The sequence below is a fragment of the Streptomyces sp. NPDC040405 genome (assembly GCF_055595765.1).
Map to the genome: position 1 here is coordinate 99,529 of NZ_JBVIVI010000004.1, position 12,952 is coordinate 112,480.

Genomic DNA, 12,952 nt, shown 5'->3' on the forward strand with positions numbered 1-12,952 from the left:
CCATGACCTTCCACCCTCAGCCGCAGGGCGGCGCCCCCAGGCCGTGGGCCTTCCCGGCGCCGGAGCGCGGTGAGCTGTCCAACGGGCTCACCGTGCTGCGCTGCCACCGCCCCGGCCAGCAGGTCGTCGCCGTGGAGATCAACCTCGACGCCCCGCTGGACACCGAGCCGACCGGGCTGGAGGGCGTCGCCACGATCATGGCGCGCGCCCTGTCCGAGGGCACCGACAAGCACACCGCCGAGGAGTTCGCCGCCGAGCTGGAGCGCTGCGGCGCCACCCTGGACGCGCACGCGGACCACCCCGGCCTCCGGGTCTCGCTGGAGGTGCCGGTCTCCCGGCTGCCCAAGGCGCTCGGCCTGCTCGCCGACGCCCTGCGCGCCCCCGCCTTCCCCGACGGCGAGGTCGAGCGGCTGGTGCGCAACCGGCTGGACGAGATCCCGCACGAGCTGGCCAACCCGGCCCGCCGCGCCTCCATGGCCCTGGCCAAGGAGCTGTTCCCGACCGAGTCGCGGATGTCCCGGCCGCGCCAGGGCACCGAGGAGACCATCGAGGGCATCGACGCCGCCGCGGTGCGGGCCTTCTACGAGGCGCACATCCGGCCGTCCACCGCGACCGCGGTCGTCGTCGGCGACCTGACCGGTGTCGACCTCGACCAGGCGCTCGCCGACACCCTCGGCGCCTGGACCGGCGGCCCGGCCCCGCAGGGCTCGGTCCCGCCGGTCATCGCCGACGACACCGGCCGTGTGGTCATCGTCGACCGGCCCGGCGCGGTCCAGACCCAGCTGCTCATCGGGCGTATCGGCGCCGACCGGCACGACCGCGTCTGGCCCGCGCAGGTGCTGGGCACCTACTGCCTGGGCGGCACCCTCACCTCCCGGCTGGACCGGGTGCTGCGCGAGGAGAAGGGCTACACCTACGGGGTGCGCTCCTTCGGCCAGGTGCTGCGCTCGACGCCGCCCTCACCGGCCGGTGGCGGCTCGGCGGGCGCCTCGCTGCTGGCGATCAGCGGTTCGGTGGCCACCGAGGTCACCGGCCCGGCGCTGGAGGACCTGTGGACGGTGCTGCGGACGCTGAAGGAGGAGGGGCTGACGGACGCCGAGCGCGATGTCGCCGTGCAGAACCTCGTCGGTGTCGCCCCGCTCAAGTACGAGACGGCGGCCGCCGTCGCGGGCACGCTCGCCGACCAGGTCGAGCAGCACCTGCCGGACGACTTCCAGGCGCAGCTGTACGCCAGGCTCGCCGAGGCGGGCACGGTGGAGGCGACCGCGGCGGTCGTGAGCGCCTTCCCGGCCGACCGGCTGGTGACCGTACTGGTGGGTGACGCCTCGAAGATCGAGGAGCCGGTCAAGGCGCTCGGCATCGGAGAGGTGCGCGTCATCACCGGCTGAACCGCGGCCCGGTGAACCGCGGCCGGCGAACCACGGCCCGATGAACCGAGGCCCGTCGGGCCCGTTATGTCCCCGGGGCCGACCCAACGCACTATCACTACAAGGACCCTGGCGTCGCATGAGACGCCAGGGTCCTCCCATATGCCCGATTTGAGGGCTGTTTGGTTTGTGGCGAGAACAACAAAAACCCGTAACCGTTTGGTGATCGAAACACGGCCCGTCTAGCGTCAGTGCGGCTGTTCGCCGGATACCCGCCGCATCCGCGGCACGGACAGTCATCGCCGAGTCCCATGGTGCGAGTGCCAGGGGAGCCGGGGACCCAAACGTCCCTGGGGTGAATCGGACGCCTTCCCCGGCCGGGGGAGGGGCCCGTAGGAGACCTTCCTGCTCCGAACCCGTCAGCTAACCCGGTAGGCGAGAAGGAAGGAAAGGAGTGCGCCACACCATGGCGTTCACCCGTGCCGCCGGGAAGCACCGACGTCCCAGCCAAGCCGCTGTCCGCACCGGAGCGAACATCGCGGGCATCACCACGGTCGCCTCGGGCGTCGTCGCCGGCATCGCCGGCCCCGCCCTCGCCGCGACCGGCGAGACGCCGTCTCCCCAGGACACCGGTCTCCGCCAGGCGATGGTGATGGGCGACGGTCTCTCCGACCGGATCGACGCGCAGGCCCAGTCCCAGGAGGCCGCCGCGGAGGCCGCCGCCGCCAAGGCGAAGGCCGAGGCCGTGGCCCGCCAGGAGGCCGCACGCAAGGCCGAGGCGGCCGCGAAGAAGGCCAAGGCGGAGCGCGAGGCCAAGGAGCGCGCCGCACGTGAGGAGGAGCGCAAGCGCCTCAACACGTTCGAGTCGCCCATCAGCGGCTCCAGCGTCTCCACCGGCTACGAGGCGTCCAGCGGACTGTGGTCCTCCGGCAGCCACACCGGGATCGACTTCCAGGCCTCCACGGGCACTTCGGTGCACTCCGTGGGCTCCGGCGAGGTCGTCGAAGCGGGCTGGGGCGGCGCCTACGGCAACAACGTCGTCATCAAGATGAACGACGGCACCTACACCCAGTACGGCCACCTCTCCTCGATCGGCGTCTCGGTCGGGCAGAAGGTCACCCCCGGCCAGCAGATCGGCCTGTCCGGCGCCACCGGCAACGTCACCGGCCCGCACCTGCACTTCGAGGCCCGCACCACCGCGGAGTACGGCTCGGACATCGACCCGCTGTCGTACCTGCGCTCGCACGGCGTCAACGTCTGACCCGCGCCGCCCCTCCTGTCGAAAGGCCCCGTCCGCTCCGGACGGGGCCTTCGGCGTACCCGCTCCGCTGTGACCAAAAAATATCCCCGAATTCCCGTCGCCCATCGGAAATCCCGGCGGCTTCGAATAGAGTCGCTGAACGCGCGCCAATCGGATGCGTTTCGCGGGGTTGAGGCGGAGGTTCGACAATGCGGGACCGGAAGTGAACGGGGATACGGCCGCACTCCAGGGCGGTCGCCGGATTTCGGCGCATGCGGTGTGCACGGCGATCCGTGACGACATCATCTCCGGTGTCTGTCCACCCGGCAGCCGGCTGGCCGAGGAACTGCTCGCCCGGCGCTACGGGGTCTCCCGGGTGCCCGTACGCGAGGCGCTGCGCACCCTGGAGTCCGAGGGCTTCGTCACGACCCGGCGGCATGCGGGCGCGTGCGTCGCGCAGCCGTCCGAGAAAGAGGCGGCCGACCTCCTGGACATCCGGGCCCTGCTGGAGCCGCTGGGTGCCGCCAGGGCCGCCCAGCGCCGCACCGAGGGGCATCTGAAGGTGCTGCGGGGTCTGGTCCGGCTCGGCCAGGAGCGGGCGCAGTGCGGGCGGCTGGGCGAGCTGCGCTCGCTGGGCGACTGGTTCCACGAGACGCTCGCCCAGGCGTCCGGCAGCCCGAGCCTGGCGGGCCTGCTGGTGCAGCTGCGGCGCAAGACGGCGTGGGTGTACGCGGTGGATCCGGCCCGGCAGGCGGCGCAGTCGGTACCGGGCTCACCGGGCGCACCGGGCCCGGCCGGGTGCGCGGACCCGTCGGTGCGCGCCGTCGAGTCCTGGGCGGAGCACGGGGCGATCGTGGACGCCGTCGCGCGCGGTGACGCCGACCGGGCGCGCACGCTCGCCGGCGCTCACACCGAACGTTCGCTGGCCGAATACCGATTGCGAAATGCGCCCCAGGTGAGAACTTCGAAACATTCCGTAAACACGGCGAGCGGGCAGAATTAACAGCTTCCCGGTATGCGGCTCAATGGAATTCCAGATGCGGAAAAACAACGGGGCCGCGGTGATCCGTAATGGTTCACCGCGGCCCCGCCGCGCCGAAATGCGATTCGGACGGAATCAGACGGTCTCCGGAAGCTCCTCGAGACCCTCGGCCACCAGCTTCGCGAGCCGGTCGAGCGCGACCTCCGCGTCGTCGGCTTCGGAGGCGAGCACGACCTCGTCGCCACCCTGAGCGCCCAGGCCGAGCACGGCGAGCATGGAAGCGGCGTTGACCGGGGTGCCGCCCGCCTTGGCGATCGTGATGGGGACGCCTGCGGCGGTCGCCGCACGGACGAAGATCGACGCCGGGCGGGCGTGCAGGCCCTCGGCCCAGCCGATGTTGACGCGGCGCTCAGCCATGGTGTTGCCCTTCAGATCTGCGGGTGCTGTTGTCTAGACCAGATCATACGGTGTCCGGTCTCGCCCGGGTCGGGCCCGAGTGGGTCCGGTCATGTCCGAACAGGTCCGTTACGGACTTTCCCTCGACACACCCCGTTCACGCAAGGGTGTCCGCCATGCGGACCTCTCCGTCCCGGACTTCAGCCCGTACCCTGTCCCCATGCCGAGCCCGTCGGATCATCACGCGTATCCCACTCACTGGGAGGCCGACGTGGTGCTCAGGGACGGTGGTACCGCGCAGATCCGGCCCATCACGCCCGATGACGCACAGCGCCTGGTCAACTTCTACGAACACGTCTCGGACGAGTCGAAGTACTACCGCTTCTTCGCGCCCTACCCCCGGCTCTCCGACCGCGACGTCCGCCGCTTCACGCACCACGACTACGTCGACCGGGTCGGCCTCGCGGCGACCGTCGGGGGCGAATTCATCGCCACCGTCCGCTACGACCGCATCGACGAGGACGGGCTGCCCGCCCAACTCCCGTCGTCCTCCGCGGAGCGCGGCGCCGCCGACGAGGCCGAGGTCGCCTTCCTGGTCCAGGACGCCCACCAGGGCCGCGGCGTGGCCTCCGCCCTCCTCGAACACATCGCCGCCGTCGCCCGCGAGCGCGGCATCCGCCGCTTCGCCGCCGAGGTGCTGCCCGCCAACACCAAGATGATCAAGGTGTTCACGGACGCCGGATACACCCAGAAGCGCAGCTTCGACGACGGCGTCGTCCGCCTCGAATTCGACCTCGAACCCACCGACGCCTCCCTGGCCGTCATGCGCGCCCGTGAGCAGCGCGCCGAGGCCCGCTCCGTGCAGCGGCTGCTCACCCCCGGCTCCGTCGCCGTCATCGGCACCGGCCGGGCCCCCGGCGGGGTCGGTCGCACCGCGCTGCGCAACCTCCTCGACGGCGGCTTCACCGGGCGGGTCCACGCCGTCAACCACGCCTTCCCCGCGGACTGGACGCGCCTGGAGCCCGACGGCGTCCCGGCCCACCGCTCGCTGCGCGAGGTCGACGGACCGGTCGACCTGGCCGTCGTCGCCGTGCCCGCCGCGCAGGTGCCCGCCGTCGTCGCCGAGTGCGGCGAACACGGCGTCCAGGGGCTCGTCGTCCTCTCCGCCGGGTACGCCGAGAGCGGTCCCGAGGGCCGCGACCGCCAGCGCGAGCTGGTCCGCCAGGCCCGCAGCTACGGCATGCGGGTCATCGGCCCCAATGCCTTCGGCATCATCAACACCGCCGACGGCGTGCGGCTGAACGCCTCCCTCTCCCCCCGGCTGCCGGTCCCCGGCCGCATCGGGCTGTTCACCCAGTCCGGCGCGATCGGCATCGCCCTGCTGTCCGGGCTGCACCGGCGCGGCGCGGGGCTCACCCGGCCCACCGGTACCGAGGGGATGGCGGGGCTCGCCGGTCTCGCGGGCCTCGCGGGCATCTCTACGTTTGTCTCCACCGGAAACCGCGCCGACGTCTCCGGCAACGACCTCCTCCAGTACTGGTACGAGGACCCGCGGACCGATGTCGCCCTCATGTACCTCGAATCCATCGGCAACCCCCGCAAGTTCACCCGGCTCGCCCGGCGCACCGCCGCCGTCAAGCCCGTCGTGGTGGTCAAGGGCGCCCGGCACAGCGGCAGCGCCCCCACCGGGCACGCCGTGCCCACCACCCGCATCCCCGATGCCACCGTCTCCGACCTGTTGCGACAGGCGGGCGTCCTGCGCGTGGACACCGTCACCCAGCTCGCCGACACCGGGGTCCTGCTCGCCTCCCAGCCGCTCCCGGACGGGCCGCGCGTCGCCATCCTCGGCAACTCCGAATCCCTCGGCCTGCTCACCTACGACGCCTGCCTCACCGAAGGACTGCGCCCGCTGGTGCCCCGCGACCTGACCACGGCCGCCGCCCCCGAGGACTTCCACCGCGCCCTGACCGGGGCGCTCGGCGACGACGGGTGCGACGCCGTCGTCGTCACCGCCATCCCCTCCGTCGGCGACGCCCGCGCGGCGGCCCTGGCGGCGGCCGTCCGTACGGCGGCCGCCGAGGCGCCCGGGCGCGGCGCGGCCAAGCCGGTGGTGGTGGTCCACCTGGAGATCCCCGGCCTCGCGGAGGCGCTCGCGGGTGTGGGCGACCCGGCCTCTGTGCCGGGCGCCGAACCACCGGCCGAGGCCCGCCGGATCCCCGCCTATCCGGCCGCCGAGCGTGCGGTGCGGGCGCTCGCCGAGGCCGTGCGGTACGCGCGCTGGCGGCGGGAATCCGGGGAGCCGGGCCGGGTGCCCGAGCACGACGACATCGACGAGGCCGGGGCCGCCGCCGACATCGCGGTGCTGCTGGCCCCGTCCGAGAGGGCCCCGCACCAGGGCATCGCGCCGCCGGACGGGCCCGGCGAGTCCGGCTTCGAGCTGTCCGCCGCCGACACCCAGCGCCTGCTGGCCCGCTACGGAGTCAGCGTGCTGCCCGCGCTGCCCGGGCCCGACCCCGACACCGCCGTACGGGCCGCCGGGCGGCTCGGCTATCCGGTCGCGCTGAAGCCCACCGCCCCGCACCTGCGCCACCGCACCGACCTGGGCGGGGTGCGGCTCGGCCTCGGCGGCGAGACGGAACTGCGCCGCGCCTACGCCGAACTGACCGCCGATCTCGGCCCGGCCGAGGAGCTGGGCCTGGTCGTGCAGCGGATGGCGCCGCGCGGCGTCGACACCGTCGTACGGGCCGCGATAGACCCCGGCGCCGGAGCCGTGCTCTCCTTCGGGCTCGCCGGAGCCCCGTCCGAGCTGCTGGGCGACACCGCCCACCGCCTGGTCCCCGCCACCGACCGGGACGCGGCCGAGCTGATCCGGTCCATCCGGACCGCTCCGCTCCTCTTCGGCTGGCGGGGTTCCAAGCCGGTGGACACCGCGGCCCTCGAAGAGCTGCTGCTGAGGGTGTCGCGGCTGGTGGACGACCATCCCGAGGTGGTCGCCGTCGACCTGGAGCCGGTGGTCGTCGCGCAGCGCGGCCTCTCCGTGCTCGGCGCGTCCGCGCGGCTGGCGCCGCCGCCCGTGCGCACCGACCTCGGCCCCCGGCATCTGCCCGCCTACTGACGGCTCCGGACCGCGGGCGGGCATGGGAGCCGGTGTCGGCGCCGCCCCGTAGGATGGTGCACATGGCGAAGACCGGTACGACGACCCAGGGGCTGCGCGCGGCGATCGAGCGCAGCGGCTATTACCCGGCACTCGTGGCCGAGGCGGTGGAGGCCGCCGTGGGCGGCGAGCCCATCGTGTCGTACCTGGTCCATCAGGAGACCACGTTCGACGCCAACGAGGTCCGCCGCCATGTCACGGTCCTCGTCCTCACGGAAAACCGCTTCATCGTCAGCCACACCGACGAGCAGGCGGCGGACGGCACCTCCCCGTCGCCGTACGCGACCACCTCCACCGAGTCCGTGAAGCTCCACCGGATCTCGTCGGTCGTGCTCAGCCGGGTCGTCGCCAACCCCGAGTCGTACACCCCGGGCACGCTGCCCCGCGAGGTCGTGCTGACCATCGGCTGGGGCGCCGTCAACCGCCTCGACCTGGAGCCCGCCGCCTGCGGCGACCCCAACTGCGAGGCCGACCACGGCTACACCGGCTCGTCCACCGCCGACGACCTGAGCCTGCGGGTCAGCGAGGCGGGCGACGGCCCCGACACCGTCCGCCAGACCCTCGCCTTCGCCCAGGCGCTCTCCGAGGCCACCGCGGCCACCCCGGAGTCCGGCCGCTGATGCCCGGCTCCGCCACCGGCCCGACCACCGCCGCCGACTCCGCCTGGCCCGAGCCGGTCCCGCTCGACCCCCGCACCGCTCCGGTGCCGCGCTACGGCACCGGTTCGCTCGCCGATCTGCTGCCCGCCATCGCCGCCGGCCAGCAGGTTCCCGGGCTGACGTCCGGGCTTCCCCTCGCCCCGGCCGACCGGGCCTGCGTCTTTCTGGTCGACGGCCTGGGCTGGGAGCTGCTGCGCGACCACCCCGCCGAAGCGCCCTTTCTGACCTCGCTGCTGTCCAGCTCGCTCGGCGGCACCGGCGCCCCGCTCACCGCGGGCTTCCCCTCCACCACCGCGACCTCGCTCGCCTCCGTGGGCACGGGCCTGCCGCCCGGCGCCCACGGGCTGCCGGGCTATACGGTGGCCGACCCCGCCACCGGCCAGCTGATGAACCAGCTGCGCTGGCAGCCCTGGACGGATCCGCATGCCTGGCAGCCGTATCCCACGGTCTTCCAGCTGGCCGACGCCGCGGGCGTGCACACCTGCCAGGTCTCCGCGCCGACCTTCGCGGAGACCCCGCTCACCAAGATCGCGCTGAGCGGCGGCACCTTCCACGGCAGGCTCTCCGGCGAGGAGCGGATGGACCTCGCGGCCGAGCAGCTGGGCGCCGCGGACCGCTCGCTCGTCTACACGTACTACAGCGAAGTGGATGGCAAGGGTCATCGTTTCGGCGTCGACTCCGAAGAGTGGCGTGACCAACTCCGCTACGTCGACGGGCTCGCCCGGCGGCTTGCCGAACAACTCCCGCCCCGCGCCGCGCTCTACGTCACCGCCGACCACGGCATGATCGACGTCCCCTTCGACCCGGACTCGCGCCTCGACTTCGACACGGACTGGGAGCTGCGGGCGGGCGTCGCGCTGCTCGGCGGCGAGGGCCGTGCCCGCCATCTGTACGCGGTCCCCGGCGCGGCCGGTGACGTGCTCGCCGTATGGCGCGAGGTGGTGGGGGAGCGGATGTGGGTGGCCAGCCGTGACGAGGCCATCGAGGCGGGCTGGTTCGGGCCGCCCGGCGCCGTGGACGACCGGGTCTACGGCCGCATCGGCGACATCGTGGCCGCCGCCCACGACGACGTCGCGATCGTCGCCTCGGAGACCGAGCCGAAGGAGTCCGCGATGGTCGGGCTGCACGGTTCGATGACCCCGGTGGAGCAGCTCGTCCCGCTGCTCGAAGTACGCTCCTGAGCCACCGCGTTGCCCGCCCGCGGCCCTGCCGCCACGCCTCCCGTACGAAAGGCCCCACCACCCCCATGCCCGAGCTGGTGTTCTTCTCCGGAACCATGGACTGCGGAAAGAGCACGCTGGCTCTGCAGATCGAGCACAACCGCTCGGCCCGCGGGCTCCAGGGGATGATCTACGCCCGGGACGACCGGGCGGGCCACGGCAAGCTCTCCTCGCGGCTCGGGCTGGTCACCGAGGCCGTCGAGGCCGTGGCGGACCTGGACTTCTACGCCCATGTGGTCGGCGTGCTGACGGCCGGGGGCCGTGCCGACTACGTCATCGTGGACGAGGCGCAGTTCCTCACCCCGGTCCAGATAGACCAACTCGCCCGGATCGTGGACGACCTGGGCCTGGACGTCTTCGCGTTCGGCATCACCACCGACTTCCGCAGCAAGCTCTTCCCCGGCTCGCAGCGCCTGGTCGAACTCGCGGACCGCGTGGAGGTGCTCCAGGTCGAGGCGTTGTGCTGGTGCGGCGCCCGGGCGACGCACAACGCCCGTACGGTCGGCGGCGAGATGGTCGTCGAGGGCGCCCAGGTGGTCGTGGGCGACGTCAACCGGCCGGAGAGCGAGGTGGGTTACGAGGTGCTGTGCCGTCCCCACCACCGGCGCCGGATGACGGCCGCCGGCGCGCGGGCCGCCAGCCTGTCACCCGATGTGCTGCCGGTCGACTCGCCCGCCGGTCCGCCGACGGCCCGCTAGAGCGCGGGGCCTAGTCCCCTTTGGCTCCCTCGGCTCGGACGATCGTGAAGGCCGCTCCCTCCCGGTCCATGACCAGGGCCGCGCGCCCGGTCGCCCGGTCCGCGGGCGGCTCGACCACCCGGCCGCCCAACTCGGCCACCCGGCGCACCGCTTCGTCCACGTCCGCCACCGCGAAGTGCGTCATCCAGTGCGCGCCCCGGTCGCGGAGCAGGGCCCGGCCCCCGTTCCGGATCCCGCACACCGGCCGTCCCGCCAGATGCAGGGTCCGGCGGCCGGGCTCACCGGGGTCGGGCGGCGCCGCGCTCTCCGTACCGTCCGGTTCGTAGCCGAAGACCATCTGGTAGAACTTCGCGACCGCCCCGGACTCGCGGGCCGTCAGCTCGTGCCAGACCGGGGTGCCGGGCAGCCCCGCCTCCCGGAGGGCGGCATGCTCGTCCTCCTGCCACACCCCGAACACGGCGCCCTCCGGGTCGGCGGCGATCAGCATCCGGCCCGCCTCATCCGCGTCCAGCGGGCCGACGGCCACGGTGCCGCCGCAGGCGCGGATAAGTTCCGCCGTCTCGTCGGCGTCGTGCGAGGCGAGGTAGGTCATCCAGGAGACCGGAAGGTGGCGCTCCGGCGGCAGCTCGCCCAGTCCGGCGACCGGTCGGCCGTCCCGCAGGGCGCGGACGTACGCGCCGAGCTGCTGTGGACCCGGCGTGAACTCCCAGTCGAACAGGGCGTGGTAGAAGTCCTGTGTCGCGGCAAGGCTGTGCACCATCAAACTCGTCCAGCAGGGCGTGCCCGGTGTGCGCCGAGTCGCTGCCTCGGTCATACGTCACTCTCTCCTCGGACCATCGTCGTGGCCGTGCTGCCCCGGGCCGGTCGGCGGCGCGGGGCGGGATTGCGGAGGTGCTGATGTGGGGGGCCCGAACGATATTTGCACCACCTGCCGCGGCAAGCGCCCCGGCCGCGCCGCAATATGCGTGCTCCGCAGGAAGAATGACCGATTTATTGCCGCACATCCGTTTCGCTTTGCTTGCTGTTGAGTGTCCAACAGCTGTGCGTTCGGTGATCGGGGGGTCCAGACGTCGCAGGGCTATCTACGCAAGGATGGTTCCCATGAATGCCATCATCACCGCACCCGATCTCATGAACGCGCTGGCGGGGGAGCGTCCCCCGCTTCTGCTGGACGTGCGCTGGCAGCTCGGCGGCCCTCCCGGCCGCCCCGCGTACGAGGCCGGACATCTGCCCGGCGCCGTGTACGTCGATCTCGACACCGAGTTGGCGAGCCCGGCCGGGGCGGCGGGGCGCCATCCGCTGCCCGATCTTTCCGCGTTCGCGGCCGCGATGCGCCGGGCCGGGGTCGGCCGGGACCGGCGTGTGGTGGCGTATGACGGCGGACAGGGGTGGGCGGCGGCTCGCGCCTGGTGGCTGCTCCGCTGGGCGGGCCACCCCGATGTACGCGTGCTCGACGGCGGGCTGCCCGCCTGGACCGCGGCCGGTGGCGCGCTGACCACCGAACTCCCGGGCGAGCCCGAGGGCGACTTCGTACCCAGGCCCGGCGCCCTGTCGCTGCTCACGGCGGACGACGCGGCCGCGCTCGCGCGGCGCGGAGTGCTGCTGGACGCGCGGGCGGGGGAGCGCTACCGCGGCGAGGTCGAGCCGATCGACCGGGTCGGCGGCCACATCCCGGGCGCGATCTCCGCTCCCACCGTCGAGAACGTCACCGCCGACGGCCATCTGCTGCCCGCCGAGCGGCTGGCCGAGCGCTTCGCGAACCTCGGTGCCACCGGGGACGCCGAGGTCGGGGTGTACTGCGGTTCGGGCGTCTCGGCCGCGCACCAGGTCCTGGCCCTGGCGGAAGCCGGGATTCCGGCAGCTCTGTACGTGGGCTCGTGGAGCGAGTGGTCCGCCGACGGCAGCCGTCCGGTGGCCACCGGCCCCGAGCGCGGCTGAATCGCGCCGCCCACCGTCTCCGGGCCCGTCACCGCAGGTCGGTGACGGGCCCGGAGCTTGTGTATGCGGCGGCTACTCCTGCTTCTTGCGGCGCGTGCCGAAGACGATCTCGTCCCAGCTCGGCACCGCCGCCCGGCGGCCCGGACGGACACCGTCCGCTTCCGCCTGGCGGTCCGTCGTACCGGTCAGCCGGTCGCGGTGGCCCGCGACCGAACGGGGCATCAGCACATCCGCGTACGCCGAACCCGCGCTCGCCGCCGGGGCGGGCGGCTCGACGGGCTCCGCCTCCTCCACCGGCTCGTCCGGCAGCGACGGCGGCACCACGACCGGCGCCTCGGGCACGACCATGTCTCCACGGAAGTTGGGCACGGCCTCCAGCAGGCTGGTCAGCGAGTCGCGCTCGCCGCCGAGGCCGTCGTCCACCGAGGCGGACGGCACCACCGGCAGCGCGGACTCGTCCTCGTCGTCGCCGTATTCGGAGGACGAAACCCGGTCCCGGTCCCTGTCCTTGTCCCGGTCGCGCGGCAGCCGGGCGATGCGCGGCACAAAGGGGAAGCTGGGCTCCGGAGTGTCGTCGGCCTCGCCGATGAGCGTCCGCGCCTCGTCGTCGACGGCCTGGACCAGCCGCCGGGGCGGGTCGTACGTCCAGCTCGCCGAGTGCGGCTCACCGGCGACGCGGTAGACCAGCAGCACCTCCCAGGTGCCGTCGTCACGCCGCCACGAGTCCCACTGCGCGGTGTCCTTCTCGGCGCCGCGCAGCAGCAGCCGCTCCGCCACGGCCTCGCCGAGCTGCGGTCCGGTGTTCTCGCCGGGGCGGCGCACGGGTGTCTTACGGGCGCGCTCGGCCATGAACGCGCGCTCCGCGAGCACCGGGCCCTCGAAGCGGCGCACGCGGTCGACGGGGATGCCGGCCATCGTCGCGACCTCTTCGGCCGTGGCGCCTGCGCGTATACGGGCCTGGATGTCACGGGGCCGCAGATGGCTCTCGACCTCGATCTCGATCTGGCCGAGTCGAGCGCGGTCGTTGCGCACCGCGGCGCGCAGTCGCTCGTCGATGGGAAGTGTGTACTCCGTGCTGTCCGCAGCCTTGAGCACCAGCCGTGTGCCGTCGTTGCTGACGGCCACGACACGCAGTTCGGGCATGGGGACCTCCCGGGTGGTGCCTGCCGACGTCACGGTTGCGTCGCTGCTCTCCCGCTAGACGAGTGTGGCCTGCCCGGGTGCAGCCTGCCACAACTTTGCCGAGTTGCCCGGGCCGGTTGGTTGCCGCCCTCTGCCCCCTCCCGTTGGGTCCGGGC

11 protein-coding genes and 1 riboswitch are annotated in these 12,952 nt (G+C 73.3%); of the genes, 8 read left to right on the forward strand and 3 right to left on the reverse strand.

What is annotated here, in order from left to right:
• Nucleotides 1-2 precede the first annotated feature (2 nt).
• The 3 genes from ACZ59A_RS18235 to ACZ59A_RS18245 all read left to right on the forward strand — a co-directional run bounded on the left by ACZ59A_RS18235 (nucleotide 3) and on the right by ACZ59A_RS18245 (nucleotide 3,610).
• Nucleotides 3-1,388, forward strand: coding sequence for a M16 family metallopeptidase (locus tag ACZ59A_RS18235; RefSeq protein ID WP_470960620.1), 1,386 nt, complete (start codon nucleotides 3-5; stop codon nucleotides 1,386-1,388).
• 269 nt (nucleotides 1,389-1,657) lie between these two features.
• A riboswitch (cyclic di-AMP (ydaO/yuaA leader) is annotated at nucleotides 1,658-1,819 on the forward strand.
• A 14-nt stretch (nucleotides 1,820-1,833) separates the two neighbouring features.
• Complete coding sequence (locus tag ACZ59A_RS18240; RefSeq protein WP_470959835.1) at nucleotides 1,834-2,628, forward strand: M23 family metallopeptidase; 795 nt, start codon at nucleotides 1,834-1,836, stop codon at nucleotides 2,626-2,628.
• A 202-nt stretch (nucleotides 2,629-2,830) separates the two neighbouring features.
• Nucleotides 2,831-3,610: a GntR family transcriptional regulator gene (locus ACZ59A_RS18245; protein ID WP_470959837.1), complete on the forward strand. Its 780-nt coding sequence runs from the start codon at nucleotides 2,831-2,833 to the stop codon at nucleotides 3,608-3,610.
• A gap of 114 nt (nucleotides 3,611-3,724) precedes the next feature.
• On the opposite strand, the gene ACZ59A_RS18250 is transcribed toward ACZ59A_RS18245, so the two are convergent.
• Nucleotides 3,725-4,006, reverse strand: a complete 282-nt coding sequence (locus ACZ59A_RS18250) for an HPr family phosphocarrier protein (protein WP_179937166.1) — start codon at nucleotides 4,004-4,006, stop codon at nucleotides 3,725-3,727.
• Nucleotides 4,007-4,205: 199 nt separating this feature from the next.
• Here ACZ59A_RS18250 and ACZ59A_RS18255 point away from each other — a divergent pair, with 199 nt between their 5' ends.
• The 4 genes from ACZ59A_RS18255 to ACZ59A_RS18270 all read left to right on the forward strand — a co-directional run bounded on the left by ACZ59A_RS18255 (nucleotide 4,206) and on the right by ACZ59A_RS18270 (nucleotide 9,716).
• Nucleotides 4,206-7,100: a bifunctional acetate--CoA ligase family protein/GNAT family N-acetyltransferase gene (locus ACZ59A_RS18255; RefSeq protein ID WP_470959839.1), complete on the forward strand. Its 2,895-nt coding sequence runs from the start codon at nucleotides 4,206-4,208 to the stop codon at nucleotides 7,098-7,100.
• A gap of 62 nt (nucleotides 7,101-7,162) precedes the next feature.
• The gene (locus ACZ59A_RS18260) at nucleotides 7,163-7,759 is read left to right on the forward strand and encodes a DUF5998 family protein (RefSeq protein WP_468047853.1); all 597 of its coding nucleotides are present in this window, start codon (nucleotides 7,163-7,165) and stop codon (nucleotides 7,757-7,759) included.
• Nucleotides 7,759-8,979 (forward strand): alkaline phosphatase family protein, encoded by a 1,221-nt coding sequence (locus tag ACZ59A_RS18265; RefSeq protein ID WP_470959841.1) that lies wholly within the window; start codon nucleotides 7,759-7,761, stop codon nucleotides 8,977-8,979. The genes ACZ59A_RS18260 and ACZ59A_RS18265 overlap by 1 nt, the downstream gene beginning before the upstream one ends.
• Nucleotides 8,980-9,044: 65 nt before the next feature.
• Complete coding sequence (locus ACZ59A_RS18270) at nucleotides 9,045-9,716, forward strand: thymidine kinase (protein ID WP_470959843.1); 672 nt, start codon at nucleotides 9,045-9,047, stop codon at nucleotides 9,714-9,716.
• 10 nt (nucleotides 9,717-9,726) lie between these two features.
• On the opposite strand, the gene ACZ59A_RS18275 is transcribed toward ACZ59A_RS18270, so the two are convergent.
• Entirely contained in the window at nucleotides 9,727-10,530 is an 804-nt protein-coding gene (locus ACZ59A_RS18275; protein ID WP_470959845.1) for a VOC family protein, read from the reverse strand.
• 287 nt (nucleotides 10,531-10,817) lie between these two features.
• On the opposite strand from ACZ59A_RS18275, the gene ACZ59A_RS18280 reads away from it, so the two are divergent.
• Entirely contained in the window at nucleotides 10,818-11,654 is an 837-nt protein-coding gene (locus ACZ59A_RS18280; RefSeq protein ID WP_470959847.1) for a sulfurtransferase, read from the forward strand.
• A 72-nt stretch (nucleotides 11,655-11,726) separates the two neighbouring features.
• Here the strand turns inward: ACZ59A_RS18280 and sepH are convergent, their stop codons facing one another.
• Nucleotides 11,727-12,830 carry a septation protein SepH gene (gene sepH / locus ACZ59A_RS18285; protein WP_470959849.1) on the reverse strand — a complete coding sequence of 368 codons (1,104 nt, stop codon included), beginning with the start codon at nucleotides 12,828-12,830 and terminating at the stop codon, nucleotides 11,727-11,729.
• Nucleotides 12,831-12,952 lie beyond the last annotated feature (122 nt).